The 19,617-nt window shown below is 70.4% G+C and carries 23 protein-coding genes; 3 read left to right on the top strand and 20 right to left on the bottom strand.

What is annotated here, in order from left to right; genetic code table 11:
* Nucleotides 1-22: 22 nt before the first annotated feature.
* The 10 genes from hutG to mltG form a co-directional block, all read right to left on the bottom strand.
* The gene (gene hutG, locus CEG14_RS08835; protein ID WP_094826014.1) at nt 23-1,015 is read right to left on the bottom strand and encodes a formimidoylglutamase; all 993 of its coding nucleotides are present in this window, start codon (nt 1,013-1,015) and stop codon (nt 23-25) included.
* A complete protein-coding gene (locus CEG14_RS08830) occupies nt 1,012-1,785 on the bottom strand; it encodes an amino acid ABC transporter ATP-binding protein (RefSeq protein WP_094826013.1) in 774 nt (257 codons plus the stop codon). Before CEG14_RS08830 ends, hutG begins: the two co-directional genes overlap by 4 nt.
* Nucleotides 1,782-2,450: an amino acid ABC transporter permease gene (locus CEG14_RS08825; RefSeq protein WP_094826012.1), complete on the bottom strand. Its 669-nt coding sequence runs from the start codon at nt 2,448-2,450 to the stop codon at nt 1,782-1,784. Before CEG14_RS08825 ends, CEG14_RS08830 begins: the two co-directional genes overlap by 4 nt.
* Nucleotides 2,447-3,190, bottom strand: a complete 744-nt coding sequence (locus tag CEG14_RS08820) for a transporter substrate-binding domain-containing protein (protein WP_094826011.1) — start codon at nt 3,188-3,190, stop codon at nt 2,447-2,449. The genes CEG14_RS08825 and CEG14_RS08820 overlap by 4 nt, the downstream gene beginning before the upstream one ends.
* Before the next feature lie 44 nt (nt 3,191-3,234).
* The gene (locus CEG14_RS08815) at nt 3,235-3,972 is read right to left on the bottom strand and encodes an IclR family transcriptional regulator (RefSeq protein WP_094826010.1); all 738 of its coding nucleotides are present in this window, start codon (nt 3,970-3,972) and stop codon (nt 3,235-3,237) included.
* Nucleotides 3,973-4,230: 258 nt separating this feature from the next.
* Entirely contained in the window at nt 4,231-5,133 is a 903-nt protein-coding gene (locus CEG14_RS08810; RefSeq protein WP_094826009.1) for an ankyrin repeat domain-containing protein, read from the bottom strand.
* A 79-nt stretch (nt 5,134-5,212) separates the two neighbouring features.
* Nucleotides 5,213-5,983, bottom strand: coding sequence for a TatD family hydrolase (locus CEG14_RS08805; protein WP_094826008.1), 771 nt, complete (start codon nt 5,981-5,983; stop codon nt 5,213-5,215).
* A 48-nt stretch (nt 5,984-6,031) separates the two neighbouring features.
* Complete coding sequence (holB, locus tag CEG14_RS08800) at nt 6,032-7,090, bottom strand: DNA polymerase III subunit delta' (protein WP_094826007.1); 1,059 nt, start codon at nt 7,088-7,090, stop codon at nt 6,032-6,034.
* Entirely contained in the window at nt 7,087-7,722 is a 636-nt protein-coding gene (gene tmk, locus CEG14_RS08795; RefSeq protein WP_094826006.1) for a dTMP kinase, read from the bottom strand. Before tmk ends, holB begins: the two co-directional genes overlap by 4 nt.
* The gene (mltG, locus tag CEG14_RS08790) at nt 7,719-8,735 is read right to left on the bottom strand and encodes an endolytic transglycosylase MltG (protein ID WP_094826005.1); all 1,017 of its coding nucleotides are present in this window, start codon (nt 8,733-8,735) and stop codon (nt 7,719-7,721) included. The genes tmk and mltG overlap by 4 nt, the downstream gene beginning before the upstream one ends.
* Nucleotides 8,736-8,877: 142 nt before the next feature.
* On the opposite strand from mltG, the gene ygfZ reads away from it, so the two are divergent.
* Nucleotides 8,878-9,891, top strand: a complete 1,014-nt coding sequence (gene ygfZ, locus CEG14_RS08785; RefSeq protein WP_094826004.1) for a CAF17-like 4Fe-4S cluster assembly/insertion protein YgfZ — start codon at nt 8,878-8,880, stop codon at nt 9,889-9,891.
* Between the two features lie 72 nt (nt 9,892-9,963).
* On the opposite strand, the gene CEG14_RS08780 is transcribed toward ygfZ, so the two are convergent.
* The 7 genes from CEG14_RS08780 to CEG14_RS08750 all read right to left on the bottom strand — a co-directional run bounded on the left by CEG14_RS08780 (nt 9,964) and on the right by CEG14_RS08750 (nt 15,522).
* Nucleotides 9,964-10,653 (bottom strand): VIT1/CCC1 transporter family protein, encoded by a 690-nt coding sequence (locus CEG14_RS08780; RefSeq protein WP_094826003.1) that lies wholly within the window; start codon nt 10,651-10,653, stop codon nt 9,964-9,966.
* Nucleotides 10,654-10,720: 67 nt separating this feature from the next.
* Entirely contained in the window at nt 10,721-11,158 is a 438-nt protein-coding gene (locus tag CEG14_RS08775) for a PaaI family thioesterase (RefSeq protein WP_094826002.1), read from the bottom strand.
* Between the two features lie 46 nt (nt 11,159-11,204).
* A complete protein-coding gene (gene mmsB, locus CEG14_RS08770) occupies nt 11,205-12,098 on the bottom strand; it encodes a 3-hydroxyisobutyrate dehydrogenase (RefSeq protein ID WP_094826001.1) in 894 nt (297 codons plus the stop codon).
* A gap of 81 nt (nt 12,099-12,179) precedes the next feature.
* Entirely contained in the window at nt 12,180-13,358 is a 1,179-nt protein-coding gene (locus CEG14_RS08765) for an enoyl-CoA hydratase/isomerase family protein (RefSeq protein WP_094826000.1), read from the bottom strand.
* Nucleotides 13,355-14,509 (bottom strand): acyl-CoA dehydrogenase family protein, encoded by a 1,155-nt coding sequence (locus CEG14_RS08760; protein ID WP_094825999.1) that lies wholly within the window; start codon nt 14,507-14,509, stop codon nt 13,355-13,357. Before CEG14_RS08760 ends, CEG14_RS08765 begins: the two co-directional genes overlap by 4 nt.
* Before the next feature lie 244 nt (nt 14,510-14,753).
* Complete coding sequence (locus CEG14_RS08755; RefSeq protein ID WP_094825998.1) at nt 14,754-15,098, bottom strand: RnfH family protein; 345 nt, start codon at nt 15,096-15,098, stop codon at nt 14,754-14,756.
* On the bottom strand, nt 15,088-15,522 hold the full coding sequence (locus CEG14_RS08750; RefSeq protein WP_094825997.1) for a type II toxin-antitoxin system RatA family toxin: 435 nt from the start codon (nt 15,520-15,522) through the stop codon (nt 15,088-15,090). Before CEG14_RS08750 ends, CEG14_RS08755 begins: the two co-directional genes overlap by 11 nt.
* A 65-nt stretch (nt 15,523-15,587) precedes the next feature.
* Here CEG14_RS08750 and smpB point away from each other — a divergent pair, with 65 nt between their 5' ends.
* Complete coding sequence (gene smpB, locus CEG14_RS08745; RefSeq protein ID WP_094825996.1) at nt 15,588-16,055, top strand: SsrA-binding protein SmpB; 468 nt, start codon at nt 15,588-15,590, stop codon at nt 16,053-16,055.
* Nucleotides 16,056-16,062: 7 nt separating this feature from the next.
* Here the strand turns inward: smpB and CEG14_RS08740 are convergent, their stop codons facing one another.
* From CEG14_RS08740 to CEG14_RS08730, 3 genes are all read right to left on the bottom strand, one after another.
* Nucleotides 16,063-17,226, bottom strand: coding sequence for a GGDEF domain-containing protein (locus tag CEG14_RS08740; RefSeq protein ID WP_176461440.1), 1,164 nt, complete (start codon nt 17,224-17,226; stop codon nt 16,063-16,065).
* Between the two features lie 65 nt (nt 17,227-17,291).
* The gene (locus CEG14_RS08735) at nt 17,292-18,215 is read right to left on the bottom strand and encodes an SPFH domain-containing protein (protein WP_094825995.1); all 924 of its coding nucleotides are present in this window, start codon (nt 18,213-18,215) and stop codon (nt 17,292-17,294) included.
* A gap of 47 nt (nt 18,216-18,262) precedes the next feature.
* Entirely contained in the window at nt 18,263-18,700 is a 438-nt protein-coding gene (locus CEG14_RS08730; protein ID WP_094825994.1) for an NfeD family protein, read from the bottom strand.
* A gap of 151 nt (nt 18,701-18,851) precedes the next feature.
* On the opposite strand from CEG14_RS08730, the gene CEG14_RS08725 reads away from it, so the two are divergent.
* The gene (locus CEG14_RS08725) at nt 18,852-19,595 is read left to right on the top strand and encodes a glutamine amidotransferase (protein ID WP_094827459.1); all 744 of its coding nucleotides are present in this window, start codon (nt 18,852-18,854) and stop codon (nt 19,593-19,595) included.
* Nucleotides 19,596-19,617 lie beyond the last annotated feature (22 nt).

Raw genomic sequence — 19,617 nt, 5'->3', positions numbered from 1 at the left:
CCGCGCGCGCGGCCGCGCCGCGTCATGCCGTCGCGCCGGCCAGCAGGCGCCAGGCCAGGCGGGCCGCGACCTTCGCGGTGCGGTGGTCGAGATCCAGCGCCGGATTGCACTCGGCCAGGTCCGCCACCCGCAGCTTGCCGCTGGCGATGACCCGCTGCACCAGCGCCTCGATCACCGCCATCGGCACGCCGTAGGGCGCGGGCGCCGACACGCCGGGCGCGACGCCGGCCGGCAGCACATCGATGTCGATGGTGAGATAGACGTGCGCGGCCTCGGCGAGCAAGGTGTCGAGCTGGGCCAGGCGGGCGTCGAGATGGCGCTCCTGCAGGTCCACGTCTTCGATCCAGCAGGCGCCGATCTCGGCCGCGCGGGCGTAGAGCGCCGCGGTGTTGGACAGGCGCGAGACGCCCAGGCAGGCGTAGCGCCAGGGCTGCCCGTGCGCCGCGCAATGTTCGGCGATCTGGTCGAACGGCGTGCCGGAGCTGCCCGGCCGCCCGGTGCGCAGGTCGAAGTGCGCGTCGAGGTTGAGGACCAGCACGGGGCCCGGGCGGCCCGCCGCGCCGAGCCAGCGGTGCAGGCCCTGGAACGTGCCCCAGGCGATCTCGTGGCCACCGCCCAGCACCACCGGCCGCAGGCCCTGCTGCAGCAGCGCCGCGACCGCGGCCGCGAGCGCGTCCTGCGCATCCTCCAGCGCGTCGTCGAGACACACCACGTCGCCGGCGTCGTAGAGCCGGCTCATGTCGTGGGCCGGCAGCCCGGCGAGCGCACGCCGGATCGCGGCCGGCGCGCCCGCCGCCCCCACGCGGCCCTGGTTGCGCCGCACCCCCGCGTCGCACGCGAAGCCGAGCACGGCGGGGGCGTCCGCAGGGGCGCCCGCAGGGGCCGTGGCGGCGCCTGCGGACGCGTCCACGCCCTGCACGATATGGGCGAGCCGGCGCGTGTCGCCGCGCTCGGCGCTGTCATCGCGCGCCTGCCACAGCGCCGGCGCAAAGGCGGTGCGTTCGACCGCGCTCATGCGGCCCCCGGCGACGCGTTGAGCACGGCCTGCAGGAACTCGCGCGTGCGCGGCTCGCGCGGCTGGCTGAAGATCACCTCGGGCGGCCCGGACTCGAGGATGGCGCCGCCATCCATCACCGCCACCACGTCGGCCACGTCGCGCGCGAAGCCCATTTCGTGGGTGACCACCATCATGGTCATGCCCTCGCGCGCCAGCAGCTTCATCACCTGCAGCACCTCGCCCACCAGCTCGGGGTCGAGCGCCGAGGTCGGCTCGTCGAACAGCATCACCTCGGGCTGCATCGCGAGGGCGCGGGCGATCGCCACGCGCTGCTTCTGGCCGCCCGACAGCGAGCCCGGCATGGCCTGCATCTTCTGCGACAGGCCCACCTTGGCCAGCAGGTCGGCGCCCAGCGCCTCGGCATCGGCCCGGTTCAGGCCGCGCAGCGTGCGCGGCCCCACGGTCACGTTGTCGAGCACCGACAGATGGGGAAACAGGTTGAACGACTGGAACACCATGCCGACGCGCGTGCGCAGCTGGTTGAGCGCGGCCTCGGGCATGGGCTCGCCGTCCGCGAGCAGGGCCTCGCCGCAGATGTCGATGGAGCCGCGCTGCGCCACTTCGAGGCCGTTGCAGCAGCGCAGCAGCGTGCTCTTGCCCGAGCCGCTCGGCCCGATCACCACCACGACCTGCGAGCGCTGCACCTCGAAGTCGATGCCGCGCAGCACCTCGTGATCGCCGTAGGCCTTGTGCAGATCGCGGATGCGGATCATCTCTTGCGTGCTCATTGCACCATTCCTCCGGCGCGCAGACGCTGTTCGATCCGGCGCAAAATCGTGGTGGTCACGGTGGTGAGCACCAAATAGATCAGGGCGATGACCAGATAGGTTTCGAGCGAGCGGTACGACACGCTGATGATCTTCTGGCCCTCGTGCATGAGGTCGTGGATGGTGAGCAGTGACACCAGCGCCGAGTTCTTGATCAGCGCGATGAATTCGTTGCCCAGCGGCGGGATCATGCGCACCACCGCCTGCGGCAGGATGATGATGCGCATGGCCTGGCCGGACGACATGCCGAGCGAGCGCGCGGCCTCGGTCTGCCCGCGATCGACCGACTGGATCGCGCCGCGCACGATCTCCGACACGTAGGCACCGGAATACATGCCCAGCCCCAGCACGCCGCAGGCGAACGCCGGCAGCAGGATGCCGAACTCCGGCAGGCCGAAGAACCAGATGAACAGTTGCACGAGCAACGGTGTGCCGCGGAACATCAGCAGGTAGAGGCTGCAGAGGTTGTAGACCACGCGGCGCTCGGGGTGCAGGCGGCCGATGCCCACCAGCAGCCCGATCAGGCAGCCCAGCAACAGCGCGCAGGCGGTGAGCTCGACCGTGACCGCGGCGCCGCGCAGCAGCGCGTCGAAGTCGGCGAAGACGGGAGAGAAGTCCAGGTTCATTGCGCCGCGCTCTCGAACCACTTGTTGACGATGCGGTCATAGGTGCCGTCGGCGCGCAGCTTGGCCAGCGCCTGGTTGAGCTCGCGCGTGAGCTCGGGCTTGCTCTTGGCCACGGCGATGCCGTATTCCTCGGTGGTGATCTGCTCGGGCAGCACGGTCAGGCCCTTGGTGCTCTGCGCGAACAGCTTGGCCGCGGGCTTGCCGGTGACGGCGGCGTCCGAGCGGCCGATCTGCACCAGGTTGAACATCTCCTGGTTCTTCTCGACCTCGACGCGCTTGACCTCGGGATAGTGCTCGCGCAGATAGTTGACCGACTTGGTGCCGACCTGCACCGACACCTTGCGGCCGTCGAGGTCCTTGAGCGTCTTGATGGGGCCGTCCTGCTTGGTCAGCACCACCAGGCCGCCCGCGTAGTACGAATCGGTGAAGTCCACCACCTTGCGGCGTTCCTCGGTGATGTAGATGCCCGATACGGCCAGGTCGGCGCGGTTCGACTGCAGCGCCGGAATCAGGCCCTTGAAGTCGATGTCGATCCATTCGATGCGCTTGCCCATGGCCGCGCCCAGCGCTTCGACCAGTTCGATGTCGAAGCCGGTGCGCTTGCCGTCCTTCACGAACTCCATCGGCGGAAAGGTGGCGTCGGTCACGACGCGCAGGGCGTCCTGCGCGAAGACGGCGGCGGTATTGAAGGCCAGGCCCAGGGTCAGGGCGGCGGTGAGCAGGTGGCGGCGAGTCGTCATGAAGCTTCCTCAGGAGATTGAAGGGGATACGGCGGCTGCGGGAATCAGTGCAGTTGCAGGCGCGCGGAGATGCGCTGCGCGGCGGCAACGGTGAGCTGAATCAGGGAATCGGTGCGGTCGGCGGCGCGCGTGGACGGCGCCATCAGCGTGAGCGCGGCGATGGCCTGCGCGGGACGGCGGAACAGCGGCACGCTCACGCCCCAGACGCCGACGTCGAGCTCGCCGTCGGTGACCGCATGACCGGTGCTGCGGATGGCGGCGAGGTCGCGCGTGAGCGCCTCGGTGTCCACGCCCTGCGCGGCCAGCTCGCGCATGCGATCCGCGACGCGCGGCGCCGGCATGAATGCCATCAGGGCCTTGGCGGAGGCGCCGCGCTCGAGCGGCAGGCCGCGGCCCTTCACGAACGAACAGCGCAGCGGATGATTGCTCTCGACCATGTCGAGGCAGACCGCCTGGTCGTTGACCGCGACCAACAGGCCGACCGTCTCGCCCGACGCATGCGCCAGGCGCGCCATGTCGTCCATCGATTCCTGGATCAGGAACGAGGCCTGATCGAAGCCGCGCGCCAGTTGCACGCTGGTCGGACCCGGGCCGTAGAGGCCGTCCTGCTCGAGCACGAAGCCCCAGCGCTTGAGCAATGCGATCTGGCGGTAGAGCGTGCTGGTGGCCAGGCCGGTCTGCTCGGCCAGCGCGGCGATCGAGAGCGGCTGGTCGCTGCGCGCCAGCGTGGCCAGCACGTAGAGCACGCGGTCGGCGCCGCCTGATATCGCTTGGTCTTGCATGAGAAACATCCATCCGGGCTGTCATCAACGCCCGCATGGTCTGCGCTTTTTCCCAGTTTTCCTATTTGGATTTCTCGTTTTATGAGAATTGCTCGGGAAAACCCCGGTGAATTTGAGAAACGTCGCGCGGGAATTGAGAAAGGGACGGAAGCCGAACCGCAGTGCGGTCCTACGAAAATTGGTCCTAAAACCGACGCCGCAAACGACAACGCCCGCGGAGATCCCCGCGGGCGCCGGTTGCCGAGCCTGGCGGCCCGGTCAGTCGTAGCGATTGAGATTGACGCCCTGCACGCCCTGCACGCCGCTGCCCGCGGCCGGACGCGGCGCGCTGGCGGGCGCCGGCTCGGCCGGGGCCGGGACAGGGGCGATGGCGGGCGCGGCGACCGGCGCGGCCGCTTCGGCGGGCGCCACGCTGGCGGCACCCGGGCGGCGTTGCGCGTCGCGCTCGCGCCAGACCTTCTCGGAGATCGACTTGAGCTCCTCCGCCAGGCTGTCCGACTTGCCGATCCGGGCCCAGTCGGCCGCCGAACGGCCCTGCTGATCGGTGGTGGTGGCGTCGGCGCCGGCATCGAGCAGCAACTGCACCATGTCGCGATTGCCCGACAGCGCCGCCATCATCAGCGGCGTGCGGCCTTCGGCCGACGGCGCGTTGACCATGGCCTTGTGGCGCAGCAGCAGCCGCGCCGTCTCGACCTGCCCCTTCGAGGCCGCGTAGGCCAGCGGGGTCCAGCCCAGGCGATTGACCTGCGCACCGCGCTTGATGAGCGCCTCGGCGCGGCGCGTGTCGCCGGCGATGGCCACGTACATCAACGGCGTCTCGCCGGCGGGGTTTTCGATGTTGACGTCGGTGCGGGGATCGGCAGCCAGCACGTCGAACACGTTCCAGGCGCCCTCGGCCACCGCGCGCATGATCGCGGGCTGGCCGTTTTTGTGGCGCGTGTTGGGATCGGCGCCCTGCGCCAGCAGGCCCTTGAGATCGCTGGCGCGGTCGTTGGTGACGTAGAACCACCAGTTGCCCATGTCGACGGCGGCCTGTGCCGGCGCGCTCACCGCGGCCAGCCCGAGCGTGGCGCCCGGCACCGCCAGCGCCCAGGCCAGCGGCGCGGCCACGGCCACGCGGCGCAGCCGTGCGAGGGGGGATAGTCGTCGTTGCGTGCTCATGCCTGCCTCCTGGTCGGACGCGTCGAAAGCCGTCCGCTGCGTTCATCGATGGTGCCGGCGCGCCCAGGGCGCCGGCGCTTCAGCGCTCGATCTTGCGGAACAGCTTGAAGAAGTTTTCGGTGGATGCCTGCGCCACCTCGGCCACCGGGATGCCCTTGAGATCGGCGATCTTCTCGGCCACGTGGATCACCTTGGCCGGATCGTTGAGCTTGCCGCGGTACGGCACCGGCGCCAGGTAGGGCGAATCGGTTTCGATCAGCAGGCGCTCGAGCGGCATGTTGGTGGCGACCTCGTGGATCACCGCGGCGTTCTTGAAGGTGACGATGCCCGACAGCGAGATGTGGAAGTTCAGGTCCATCGCGGCCTGGGCGATCTCCCAGGACTCGGTGAAACAGTGCATCACGCCGCCGACCTCGGCCGCGCCCTCTTCCTTCAGGATCTTCACCGTGTCGGCGGCCGAGGAGCGGGTGTGGATGATGAGCGGCAGGCCGGTCTCGCGCGCGGCGCGGATGTGGCGGCGGAAGCGCTCGCGCTGCCAGTCGAGCGGCTCGCTCAGCCGGTAGTAGTCGAGCCCGGTCTCGCCGATCGCCACCACCTTGGGGTGCTGCGCCAGGCGCACCAGCTCGGCCGGCTCGGGATCGGGCGTGTCTTCGTAGTCGGGATGCACCCCGACCGAGGCCCAGAGGTTGCGGTGCGGCTCGACCAGCTCGATCAGGCCGGGCCACTCGGGCATGTTCACGCTCACCACGAGGGCGTGCGTGACCTGGTTGGCCTGCATGCGGTCGAGCACGCCCGGCAGGTCGCCGGCGAGCTCGGGAAAATTCAGATGACAGTGGGAATCGACGTACATGGAATCAGCGTGAAACGGGCGGCCGGCGCGGGGCTCGGCCGGGGTCACTCAACCCTGGCAGGATAGCACCACGCGCTGCAGCGTCGCGTGGGCGAACAGCTTGGCGTTGAGCGGGTGCGACGCCAGGCCGCGCTGGCGCGTGAGCCAGCGGGCGGCGTCGGCCACCACGGCGGGCCGCACGCGCTTGCCGATGGCGGCCACGTCCTGGCCCAGGGCCGGAAAGTACCGCACGGCCGCGCCGCTGGCGGCCAGCATCAGGTCGGTGTAGAAGCGCTGCAGCGCATCGAGCCATTCGGCCGCCGGCAGCTTCTCCAGCGTCTCGGCCAGGGTGCCGACGTCGGGCTGGCGCCCGCCGGCCAGCGGCTCGGTGAGCTGGTTGAGCCAGGCCGGCACCGGGCTGTCGCCCTGCTGCGCCAGGCGCAGCGCGCCCAGCGGCGCGCCCCCGGCCGCGGCCAGCCAGCCCTCGGCCGGACGCACGCCCTGCTCGCGCAGCCAGGCGAGCGCCTGCTCGGGCGGCGGCGTGGCCAGCGGCAGCCGGCGGCAGCGCGACACCAGCGTGGGCAGCAGCCGGTCGGGCGCCTCCACCACCATCAGGAACACGGTGTGGGCGGGCGGCTCCTCGAGCACCTTGAGCAGCGCATTGGCCGAGATCACGTTGAGCGTGTGGGCCGGATAGATCAGGGCGACGCGCCAGCCGCCCCGGTGGGTGGCCGTGTTGAACCACGGCTCCAGCGAGCGGATCTGGTCGACGCGGATTTCCTTGGACGGCGCGCGCTTGCTCGACCCGGTGGCCGGCGCGGCCTCGCCGCCTTCCTCGTCGGGCGTGGCCGCGTCGCTGCCCTCTTCCACCGCCACGGCCTCGGGCCGGATGCGGCGCAGGTCGGGATGGTTGCCGCTGCGCACCCAGCCGCAGGCGATGCACTCGCCGCAGGCCAGGCCGTTGCGCGGCGATTCGCACAGCAGGCTGGCGGCGGCCGCGGCCGCGAAATCCAGCTTGCCGATGCCCGCCGCGCCGTGGATCAGCCAGGCGTGGGCGAAGCGCTCGCGATGGGCCAGCCACGCGCTCGCGGTGGCTTCGTGCCAGGGGAGGAATTGCGCCAGGCTCATGCCGCCACACCGGCCTGCTGCAGGAAGGCCGCCACGTCGGCGGCCAGCGCGGCGCGCACGGCGTCCAGCGGCTGGCTGGCATCGATCACGTGGATACGCCCCGGGTCGGCCTCGGCGCGCGCCTGGTAGGCGGCACGCGTGCGTTCGAAGAAGGCCTGCTGCTCGCGCTCGAAGCGGTCCGGCGTGCGCGCGGCGGTCATGCGGGCCCGCGCGACGTCGAGCGGCACGTCGAACAGCCAGGTGCGGTCGGGCGCCAGCGCCGGCTGCATCCATTGCTCCAGCACGGCGATGCGCGCCGCGCCCAGCTCGCGGCCGCCGCCCTGGTAGGCGTAGGTCGCGTCGGTGTAGCGGTCGCACACCACCCAGGCGCCGCGCGCGAGCGCCGGCGCGATCACCTGGCGCAGGTGTTCGGTGCGGGCCGCGAACATCAGCAGCGTCTCGGTGTCGAGATTCATGGGCTGGTTCAGCACCAGCTCGCGCAGCGACTCGCCCAGCGGCGTGCCGCCCGGCTCGCGGGTGGAAACCACATCGAGCCCGCGCCCGCGCAGCGTGTCGACCAGCCACGCGATGTGCGTGCTCTTGCCGGCGCCATCGACGCCCTCGAGCGTGATGAAGCGTCCTCGTTGGGTCATTGATTCTGCCCTTGTCCCAGGATGTAGCGCGACACGTTGCGGTTGTGGTCGGCCAGGGTGACCGCGAACTCGCTGGTGCCGTTGCCGCGCGATACGAAGAAGATGAATTTGTGCTTTTCGGGCTGCACCGCGGCCAGCAGCGCGGCGCGGCCGGCGGCCGCGATCGGCGTGGGCGGCAGGCCCGGGCGCGTGTAGGTGTTCCAGGGCGTGTCGGTCTGCAGGTCGCGCTTGCGGATGCGGCCCTGGTAGGCCTCGCCCATGCCGTAGATCACGGTCGGGTCGGTCTGCAGCAGCATGCCGAGCCGCAGCCGGTTGGAGAACACGCCCGAGACGCGCGCGCGCTCCGGCCCGTGGCCGGTTTCCTTCTCGACGATGGACGCCATGATCAGCGCCTCGTAAGGCGTGGCCAGCGGGATGTCGGGCGAACGCTTGTCCCAGATGTCGGCCAGCACGCGCTGCCCTTCCTGATAGGCGCGGCGCAGGATGTCGTAGTCGGTGCTGCCCGGCGTGAACACGTAGGTGTCGGGGAAGAACAGCCCCTCGGGGTGCTTGATGTCGGAGCCCAGCCGCGCCATCAGCTCCTCGTCGCTCACGCCGTCGAGCGTCTGCTTGATATCGGGATGGTCGCGCAGCGCCTGGCGGATCTGGCGGAAGTTCCAGCCTTCGAGCAGCGTCAGCTGGCGCTGCGACATGTCGCCGCGCGCCAGGCGCTGCAGCAGCAGCCAGGGCGAGTCGCCGTTGATGGCCTGGTAGCCGCCGGCCTTGATGAGCTTGTCCTGCTCGGACAGGCGCGCCATCCAGACGAAGCCCGGCTCCCACACCGGCACCCCGGCCTTGTTGAGGGCGCGCGCGATGGTGCGCGGGCTCGCGCCGGGTTCGACCACGAAGTCGACGCGATCGGCGGGCAGTTGCATCGGGCGGTGGGCCCAGTACCAGGCCCCGCCCGCGCCGATGGCGCCGGCCAGGACGACCAACAGCAGCGTCACCAGGACGAAAATGCGGAATTTCTTCATAAGTGAGCGAGAGTGTAATGGATCGGGCCGGCCGCCGCCGTGTCATCCGTCCCTGGTGACGACGCGGGCTTGCCGGCCCCCGTGCGCGGTGCCGGGTATCATGGACGGCAGCCGCCCACTTTCGTTGAAACAGGCCCCGACCATGCACGCATTCTTTGATTCGATCCCCGCCGCGCGCGAAGGTTCGCCCGCCTGCGCCCCGCTCGCCAGCTACCGCGTGATCGCGGCCGCCGGCGCCGATGCGCTCAGTTTCCTGCACGGCCAGGTCACCCAGGACATCACCGGCCTGAAACCCGACGCCGCCGCACTGGCCGGCTACTGCACGGCCAAGGGCCGCCTGCTCGCCACGCTGGTGGCCTGGCGCGCGCCCGGCGCCGACGCCAACCCCGACGGCCCCCAGCTCTATGCGCTGGTGCGCGACGATCTCGCCGACGCGCTGCTCAAGCGCCTGGGCATGTTCGTGCTGCGCGCCAAGGCCAAGCTGTCGAGCGCTCCGCTCGCGGCGGCCGGCGTGAGTGCCGCGCCGGCCCAGGTCGAGGCGCTCGAGGCCGCCGCCGGCGGCGCGCTGCCGCACGCCCCGTGGCAACGCGTGGACCTGCCCAGCGGCACCTGGATCGGCGCCCCGGCGGCCGACAGCCAGCGGCGCTGGTGGTGGATCGCCGACGACGCCCAGCTGCAGGCGCACGGCGCGGCGCTGTCCGCCGCCCTGTCACGCGGCGACGAGTCCGCCTGGCGCGCGGCCGACCTGGCCGCGGGCCTGCCCTGGATCGCCCAGTCGACGCAGGACGTGTTCATTCCGCAGACGGTCAACCTCGACCTGATCGGCGGCGTGAATTTCCGCAAGGGCTGTTATCCCGGCCAGGAAGTGGTGGCGCGCAGCCACTACCGTGGCACGGTCAAGCGCCGCATGGCCTACGGCACGCTCGAGGGCGCCGAGGCCGCCACGGCCGGCGCCGACGTGTTCGAGGCCGGTCGGGCCGACGAGCCGTGCGGCCGGGTGGTCGACGCCGCCACGCTGGGGCAGCACACCGCCGTGCTGTTCGAGACCACGCTGGCCAGCCTGCCGGCCGGCGTGTTGCACCTGGGCGCGGCCGACGGCCCCGCCATCACGGTGGCCGCGCTGCCCTATCCGATCGAGCCCGACGCGGCCGCCTGACGCGGCCCGCCGCCGCGGGGGCGGCGCGCGCGGTCGTGCCGCTTCACACCGACATCTCGCGGTCGCGCCGCTTCACACCGACACGTCGAACAGCGCGCCCACCCCGGCCGTCAGCGCGATGGCCAGGGCGCCGAGCAGCGTCACCCGCAGGGCCGCGCGGCCCATGGGCGCCCCGCCCGTGCGCGCCGCGATGGCGCCGAGCGCGCCCAGCCCCAGCACCGATCCCACCAGCACCACCGGAATGATGTGGGGCAAGGGGGCGAACAGCGACAGCAGCAGCGGCAGGGCCGCGCCCGAGGCGAACGACGCGGCCGAGGCCAGCGCGGCCTGCGCCGGCCGCGCGCGGTTGTGCGGCGAGATGCCGAGCTCGTCGCGCGCATGCGCGCCCAGCGCGTCGTGGGCGGTGAGCTGGCGCGCCACCTCCACGGCCAGCGCCGGCGCCACGCCGCGCTTCGCGTAGATCTGGGTCAGCTCGTCGAGCTCCTCGCCCGAGTTGGCCTTGAGCGCGCGGCTCTCGATGCGCAGGTCGGCCTCTTCGATGTCGAGCTGCGACTGCACCGACACGTACTCGCCGGCCGCCATCGACAGCGCGCCGGCCACCAGCGCCGCCACGCCGGAGGTGAGGATGGCCTCGTGCGAGGCCTGCGCCGCCGCCACGCCGGCGATCAGGCTGGCGGTGGACACGATGCCGTCGTTGGCGCCCAGCACGGCGGCGCGCAACCAGCCGGCGCGGTTGATGCGATGGTGATCGGGTGGCGGCATCCCTGGCCCCTGCATGCAGCCACGTCGGCTGCGCGGGCAGTATACGAGCGTAGGACCAGCTCCGGTATCAGCGCGGCGTCACGCGCACCGTGGTCATGAGGCCCGCGAGGCAGAGCGTGGCCCGCTCGCCGCGCCAGGCATGCATCTCGACCTGGCACACCGACAGCCGGCGGCCGGGCTTGAGCACGCGGCCGCTCGCCACGAAACGCTCGCCATCGGCCGGCGCCAGGAAGTTCATCTTGAACTCCGAGGTGAGCACGTCTTCGCCCGGCTCGAACAGGCTGTACGCGGCATAGCCGCCCGCGCTGTCGGCGATCGTGGTGGAGATGCCGGCATGCAGGAAACCATTCTGCTGGCACAGGTCGGCGCGGTACGGCAGCAGGATCTCGACCCGGCCGGGCTCGACCTCGCCGAGCTCCGCGCCGATCAGGCGCATGATGCTCTGGCGCTCGAAACTGGCCAGCACCCGCGCGCGCGGATCGGCCTGTGGGATGGCTGCGGACATGAGGGTGCGTTCCAGAGGCGCGCGGCCGGCGGCCGCGCGCAGGGCATCAACGGGAGGCGTCGTCGGCGTAGAGATTGACGATGCTGGAGAAATCGAGGCGGCCGCTGCCGCCGCGGCTGTGCAGCGCGTAGAGATTGCGCGCCAGCTCGCCCAGCGGGATCGAGGCGCGGCTGCCCAGCGCGGCCTCGGCGGCAAGGCCCAGATCCTTGAGCATCAGGTCGACCCCGAAGCCGCCCGCATAGCCCTTGGACGCGGGCGCGTGTTCCATCACGCCGGGCCAGGGGTTGTAGAGCTCGGTGGCCCAGTTGCGGCCCGAGCTCTTGGCGACGATGTCGGACAGCACCTTCGGATCCAGGCCATTGGCCACGCCCAGCGCCAGCGCCTCGGACGTGCCGGCCATGAGAATGCCGAGCAGCATGTTGTTGCAGATCTTGGCCACCTGCCCCGCCCCGGCCGCGCCGGCGTGGAAGATGTTCTTGCCCATGTTCTCGAGCACCGGTCGCGCACGCGCCAGCGCCGCGTCGGGGCCGCCGACGATGAAGGTGAGCGTGCCGGCGGCCGCGCCCCCGGTACCGCCCGAGACGGGCGCATCGATCATGGGCAGGCCGCGCGCCTCGGCGGCGGCGGCGACCTTGCGCGCCGAGTCGGGCGCGATGGTGCTGCAGTCGATCACCAGCGTGCCGGCGCCGATCTTGCCGAGCAGGTCCTGCTCGAGGTAGAGGCCCTCGACGTGACGGCTGGCCGGCAGCATGGTGATCACGATCTCGGCCCCGGCCACCGCCGCATCGGCGGAGGCGGCCGCGCGCGCGCCGGCGTCGGTCAGGGTCTTGACCGAGGCGGGCACCAGGTCGAACACGGTGAGCGCATGGCCGGCCTTCAACAGGTTCAAGGCCATCGGCGCTCCCATGTTGCCCAGCCCGATGAATGCAATACTGCTCATGATGCTCGTCTCCTTGGTGGTGCGCCGGCACGGTGGCCCGCGCGTGGTCTCGTCGTTGCTGTTGTTATCGGCCGCCTGGGCTCAGCCCGGCTGGTGCTGGCCCAGGTCTTCGAGCGGATGCGCCGTGCCTTCGGGCCAGGGCTCCGCAAAAAACGCCTGCACCCACGCATCGGTGGCGTCGGCGAAGGTGGCCGGCTGCCAGCGCGGGCGCTTGTCCTTGTCGATCAGGAGCGCGCGGATGCCCTCCTGCAGGTCGCCGTAGGCCGTGCACACCAGCGCGGCCACGTACTCCGCGCGGAACACGTCTTCGAGCGAGCGCAGGCGCAGGCGGCTCTGCAGCGCGAACGCCAGCCGCGCCGAACCGGGCGACCCGGCCAGCAGGGTCTGGGCCGCGCGCGCGAGCCACGGATCGGCGTGATCCTTCAGGTCGGTGATTTCCTCGATGATCTCGTCGAAGCGGTTGCTGCTGGCCACGCTGTTGACCAAAAAGGCGTTGTGGCGCAGCGGACCCGGCTCCAGCGGCGCCGACGGCTCGTGGGCCAGCAGCACCTGGCGCAGCAGCCCGTCGTTGATCGAGCGCGGCGCGATGTTGCCAGTGCCCGGGCCGCCGGGCTGGCTCGCCCACGGCTCATGCAGCAGCGCTTCGTTGAAGTCGTCCCAGCGGGCCGTGTCGAGGCGGAAGTCCGCCATGCCGGCATAGAAGGCGTCGGAGGCGTTGAGGTTGGCGCCGGTGAGCGCCAGGAACATGCCGGCACGCCCGGGCATGCGGTTGAGCAGCCAGCTGCCGCCCACGTCGGGAAACAGGCCGATGCTGATCTCCGGCATCGCCATGCGGGTGGTCTCGCTCACCACGCGATGGCTCGCGCCCATCATCAGCCCCATGCCGCCGCCCATCACGATGCCGGTGCCCCAGCACAGGATGGGCTTGGGGTAGGCATGGATGCGGTAGTCGAGGCGGTACTCGTGTTCGAAGAACTTGCGTGCGTAGGTGTTGGCCCAGGGGCCTTGGCCCTGGTGCTCCTGCATGCTGCGGTACAGGCTCTGCAGATCGCCCCCGGCGCAGAAGGCGCGGTCGCCCGCGCCCTGCAGGATCACCAGCGCGACGGCGGGGTCGACGGCCCAGGCCTGCAGGCGCTCGTCGAGCAGGTCGACCATCTCGAGCGACAGGCTGTTGAGGGTCTGTGGCGCGTTGAGGGTCGCCACGCCGATGCGCGAACCGTTGTCGGCGATCCGTTCTTCGAACAACACGGGGGAAGTCATCTTATATCTGCTCCTTTTTCCAGCAACTGGCGCGCCACGATCACTCGCATGATCTCGTTGGTGCCCTCGAGTATCTGATGGACTCGAGTATCGCGCACCAGACGCTCCAAGGGATAGTCCCGCAAGTACCCATAGCCGCCATGGATCTGTTGCGCATCGAGGCAGATCTGGAACCCCATGTCGGTGGCGAAGCGCTTGGCCATGGCGCAGTAGGTGCTGGCATCGGGCGAGCCGGCGTCGAGCTTGCAGGCGGCCAGGCGCACCATCTGGCGCGCCGCCACCAGGTGGGTGGCCATGTCGGCCAGCTTGAACTGCAGCGCCTGGAACTCCGCCAGCTTGCGGTTGAACTGGCGCCGCTCGTCCATGTAGCGCCGCGCGGCATCGAGCGCGCCCTGCGCCGCCCCGACCGAGCAGGTGCCGATGTTGATGCGGCCGCCGTCCAGCCCCTTCATGGCGAACTTGAAGCCCTCGCCCTCGGCGCCGAGCAGGTTGGCGGCGGGCACGCGCACGTTCTCGAAGGTGATGGGCCGGGTCGACTGGCTGTTCCAGCCCATCTTCTCTTCCTTGCGGCCATAGGTGATGCCGGCGCTGTCGGCCGGCACCGCGAAGGCGCTGATGCCGCCCGGGCCGGGCCCGCCCGTGCGCGCCATGACCAGCAGCAGATCGGTGTCGCCGCCGCCCGAGATGAAGGCCTTGGCGCCGTTGATCACGTAGTGGTCGCCCGCCAGCTCGGCGCGGGTGGCCAGCGAGCCGGCGTCGGAGCCGGCGTTGGGCTCGGTCAGGCAGTACGACGCGAGCTTCTCGCCGCTGGCCAGCGCCGCGCCCCACTGCTCGCGCACGGCTGGCGTGGCCCACTTGCCGACCATCCAGGTCACCATGTTGTGGATGGTGAGGAACGCCGTGGTCGAGGGATCGACCGCGGCCATCTCCTCGAACACCAGCGTGGCGTCGAGCCGCGGCAGGCCCAGCCCGCCGATCTCTTCGCTGGCATAGATCGCGCAGAAACCCAGTTCGCCGGCGCGGGCGAAGGCCTCGCGCGGGAAGATGCCCTCGGCATCCCAGCGCGCCGCGTTCGGCGCCAGTTCGCCCTGCGCGTAGTCGCGCGCGGCCTGGGCGAACGCCCGTTGCTCTTCGGTGAGTTCGAGGTCCAAAGCCCGTCTCCTGATTGTTGTCGGTATGGTCTTATGGCTGTGCTGCGGTCTCATGAACCGTCTCGCATGCCCATTCTGACATGACGTTGACGTAAACGTAAGCCGCCAGCGCGACGGCCCATGTTACGGCGAGCGGGAGCCGAGGTTTGTCTCGCCAGAGACAATCCTCCGGACGCGCGGGGTGCGCGTCGGATAACACAAGGGGACGGATCCAGGCCGGGGCGCGGCGCCGCCGGCCCGACGCTCAGAGCAGCCCGGCCGGCCGTTCGCGCCCGCCCGCGGCGGCGGTGGCGCGCGCGCGCCGGTGGGCGTCACGGCGGCGCCGCGACTCCATCGGATCGAAGCTCAGCGGACGGTAGATCTCGACGCGGTCGCCGTCTGCCAGGACCGCGCCGGCATCGCGCAGCTGGCCCAGCACGCCCACGCCATGGGCGTAGGGATCGGTGTCGGGAAAGGCCGCGGCGAAGCCGCTCGCGGCAATCGCCTCGCCCACGGTCGCGCCCGCGGCCAGCACCAGCTCGCGCGACCAGATCGCGTCGGGTTGCGCGTGGCAGACGGTCACGCGCAGCGGGCCGGCATCACTCGCCATACACCTGCCCTGCCCGCTTGGTGAACGACTCGATGAAGCTGGAGGCGATGCGGTTGAACACCGGACCCACCACCATTTCGAGGGCGCGGCTGGAGAAGGCGTATTCCATCGTGAACAGCACCTTGCAGGCGTCTTCGGCCAGCGGCTGGAACTCCCAGTGGCCCACCAGCATCGAGAACGGGCCGTCGACCAGCTCGAGATCGATGCGGCGCGGGAAATCGTGGGTGTTGCGCGTGGTAAAACGCTGCTTCAGGCCCGCGAACGCGATCGTCACCGAGGCCTGCATGCCATGTTCGTCACGCGACTGGATCTCGGCGCCGCCGCACCAGGGCATGAATTCAGGGTATTTGTCCACGTCGGCGACCAGCTGGAACATCTGGGCGTCGCTATAAGGAACGAGGACGGATCGTTGGACTTTGTGCATCGGCTATCGCAAATGGCTAGAATGGCAAGATTTTACCGGTATCGCGCGCCCCATTCATTGCGTCTATGAGCATCATCGAAAACCGCAAGGCCACGCACGACTATTTCATCGAAGACCGCTTTGAGGCCGGCCTGGTCCTGGAAGGCTGGGAGGTCAAGGCGATTCGCGAAGGTCGCGTGCAACTCAAGGAGAGCTACGTCATCGTACGCGAAGGCGAGCTGTATCTGCTCGGCATGCACGTCAGTCCGCTGCCCACGGCCTCCACCCACATCCACCCCGACGCGGTCCGCACGCGCAAGCTGCTGCTGCACGCCGAGGAAATCAGCAAGCTGATCGGCAAGGTCGAGCAGCGCGGCTTCACGCTGGTGCCGCTGAACCTGCATTATAAGAACGGCCGCATCAAGCTCGATTTCGCGCTGGGCCGCGGCAAGAAGCTCTACGACAAGCGCGACACCGCCCGCGAGAAAGACTGGCAGCGCGAACACGAGCGCATCATGAAGCACGACACGCGCAGCAAGTCGCGCGACGACTGAGGCCCGCTCACACCGGGACGCTGGTGTCTACCACCACCCGGTTGCGGCCCGACTGCTTGGCCGCGTAGAGCGCGCGATCGGCGCGCTCCATCACATCCTGCAGGGGCTGCACGCCATCCCAGCGCGTCAGCCCCGCGCTGAAGGTGTAGCTCCACTCCTTGTCGCCATAGCGGCACGGCACGGCCGCCACCGCGGCCAGCATGCGCTCGGCCACCAGCCGCGCCTCCTGCAGCGCGGTGCCCGGCAGGGCCACCACGAACTCCTCGCCCCCCAGGCGCCCCAGCACGTCGCTGGCGCGCAGCGTGGTGGCCGCGAGCGAGGCGAAATGGCGCAGCACGGCGTCGCCGCCGGGATGCCCGATGGTGTCGTTGATGCGCTTGAAGTGATCGATGTCGAGGATCAGCAGCGCCAGCGGCGTGCGGCCGCGCCGCACCTGCGCGCCCAGCCGTTCGACCTCGCTCCACCAGGCCTTGCGCGACAGCACGCCGGTGAGGAAATCGATGTTGGCCTCGCGCTCGCGGTCGGCCAGCATGCGGTCGTGGATCATCATGATGAAGCCCAGCGTGAGGCTGGGCATCACCAGCACGCCGAGCGACAGAAAGATCACGTTCCACAGCGTGGGCGCCATCATCACCATCGACTGCTCGAGCCCCGTGGCATACACGAAGATCCGCAGCAGATGGCCGGCCACCGCCGTCAGCATCAGCACCAGGCAGAACACCTCGCTGTAGCGCCAGCCGCGCGGGCGCTGGGTCGACCAGATCGAGTGCGCCAGCGAGGCCAGGATCGCGAAGTGCAGCGCCGAGGCGGCCACGATGCGCACCGCCAGGTTCCAGTGCAGGTACGTGAACACGTACAGCACCACCATGAACAGCCCGAGCGCGACCAGGAGCCGGCGCCACGGCACGCTGTGCCCCAGAAAGCGCCGGAACGAGGCATAGAACAGGATCAGCGCGCCGCTCATCAGGAAATTGGCGAGCATCACCGAGAGCCAGAGCGCGCCCTCGCGGGTCTGTTCGGTGAAGGCGATCAGCGCGACGATGGTCAGGCCGTTGGCGGCCAGCGCGCCGCGGATGCCGGCGATGCCGCTGCGCGCGAGCGAGCCCAGCACGCACAATGCGATGAAGGTCGCGAGCGCGGTGATGAACAGCAGATTGATGGGAGCCAGCATGGCAGCGGAGATTGCGAAACGGCGGCCACTCGGGCCGCCGCTTCAAAGGATCGGAATCGGGACGATCAGGTCCGCGTCCCCTTCACGATCGACATGGCGGACGCCACCAGTCCGCCCATGTCCGACATGGTCGACGGCACGATGAGGGTGTTGCCTTCCTTGGCGACCTTGGAGAAGGCCTCGACATATTGCTCGGCCACCTTGAGGTTGACCGCCTGCGCGCCGCCCGGCAGGTTGATGGCCTCGCCCACCTGCGCGATGGCGCGGGCGTTGGCCTCGGCGATGGCGACCACGGCGGCCGCCTCGCCCTGGGCCTTGTTGATCTGGGCCTGCTTCTCGCCCTCGGAGCGGGCGATGGCGGCTTCGCGTTCGCCGGTGGCGATGTTGATCTGCTCCTGGCGGCGGCCTTCTGACGCGGCGATCAGCGCGCGCTTCTCGCGCTCGGCCGTGATCTGGGCCTGCATGGCGCGCAGGATCTCGTTGGGCGGGGTCAGGTCCTTGATCTCGTAGCGCAGCACCTTCACGCCCCAGTTCAGCGCGGCCTCGTCGAGCGACGCGACGATGGTGCTGTTGATGAACTCGCGCTCCTCGAAGGTGCGATCGAGCTCGAGCTTGCCGATCACCGAGCGCAGCGTGGTCTGCGACAGCTGCGTGATGGCCAGGATGTAGTTCGACGAGCCGTAGGAGGCGCGCATCGGGTCGGTGACCTGGAAGTACAGCACGCCGTCGACCTGCAGCTGCGTGTTGTCGCGCGTGATGCAGACCTGGCTGGGCACGTCGAGCGGGATTTCCTTGAGCGAGTGCTTGTAGGAAACGCGCTCGATGAACGGGATCACGAAGCCTGCGCCGGGCGACAGCACGCGGTCGAATTTGCCCAGGCGTTCGACCACCCAGGCATGTTGCTGCGGCACGATGGCGATGGCCTTGACGATGATGATCAGCGCCAGCAGCAGCACCACCAGCAGGACGACGGTAGAGGTATCCAGCATATTCACTCCAGTGGAAGCACGCGGGCCCGCTGCCCGCGCGCGTAGTCTCAGTGCGCGACGGGTGCGTCGTTGCGGGGCGCCAGGATCAGCACCGAGCCGCGCACGGCGCTGATGCGATGCGTGCCGGCCTGGCGCGGCGCGCCTTCGGCCAGCTGGGCCTGCCAGTGGGCGCCGCGGTACCAGACGCGGGCCAGCCCCTCGGCCGACCAGCTCTGCACCTCGACCACCTGGCCGATGTCGAGATTGACGTCGGCATTGCCGTTGGCGTCGACCTCGCGTTTCTTGAGGACGCCGGTGCGGCGCAGGATGAACAGGCCCACCAGCGCGACGACGGCGCTGGCCAGGATCTGCCAGGGCAGCTCGAGGCCGCCCCAGGCCGCCAGGCCGCCGCCCACCAGGCCGAGGGCCACGAGCAGCAGATAGAACGTGCCGGAACTGAGCTCACCGATCAGCGCCAGCGCCGCCAAACCGAACCAATACCACATGCTTTCGATCCCCCGACTTGTTACTGAACCGATTGTACGGGCTTTCGCGCGGCCCGCCGCGCCCGCCTCCTCCGGGCTCGCGGTATATCATGCGGATTCACCGCGCCCCGCGCTCATCCGTCCGCTTTTTGCCATGACCGACGTCCACGCCCTGCCGCCTGCCCTGCCCGTCCTGATCCTGCACACCGGCGATCCCGAGCCGGGCCTGGCGAGCCGCCACGGCACCTACGGCGAGATGCTGCGCCGGGCCGCCGGCCTGGACGCCGCCGAGGTCGAGGTGGTGCGCGTCTGGCTCGACGAGGCGCCGCGCGCGCCGGACCAGTATCGTGCCGCGCTCATCACCGGCTCGCCCGCGATGGTCACCGATCGCGAGCCCTGGAGCGAGGTCTGCGCCGACTGGCTGCGCGGCGCGAAGGCCGCCGGCCTGCCCATGTTCGGCATCTGCTACGGCCATCAGCTGCTGGCGCACGCCTTCGGCGGCGAAGTGGCCTACAACCCCGCCGGCCGCGAGCTCGGCACCCTGCCGGTCGACCTCACCGAGGCCGCCGCGGACGACGCGCTGGCGGCCACCCTGCCCGACCGCTTCGACGCGCAGATGATGCATGCCCAGACCGTGCTGCGCCTGCCACCCGGCGCCGTGTCGCTGGCGCGCTCGGCACTGGACGCAAACCAGTTGCTGCGCCACGCGCCCGGCATCTACAGCACCCAGTTCCATCCCGAATTCGCGCCCGGCTTCGTGGCCGAGCACATCGAACACTACGCCGAGCCCTACGGCCGCGAAGGCCTCGACACGGCCGCCCTGCACCAGGGCGTGCACGCCACGCCGCAGGCCGGCACGCTGGTGCGCCAGTTCCTGGCGCTGCACGCCGCGCGCGACAGCGCCATCGCCGCCTGAACCGCAGACGTGAAAAGGCCTC

Origin of the sequence: Bordetella genomosp. 1 (assembly GCF_002261335.1) — a bacterium.
GTDB lineage: Bacteria > Pseudomonadota > Gammaproteobacteria > Burkholderiales > Burkholderiaceae_B > Bordetella.
The sequence above is the reverse complement of the archived record's forward strand: the minus strand, read 5'-3'. Positions and strand labels throughout refer to the sequence as shown.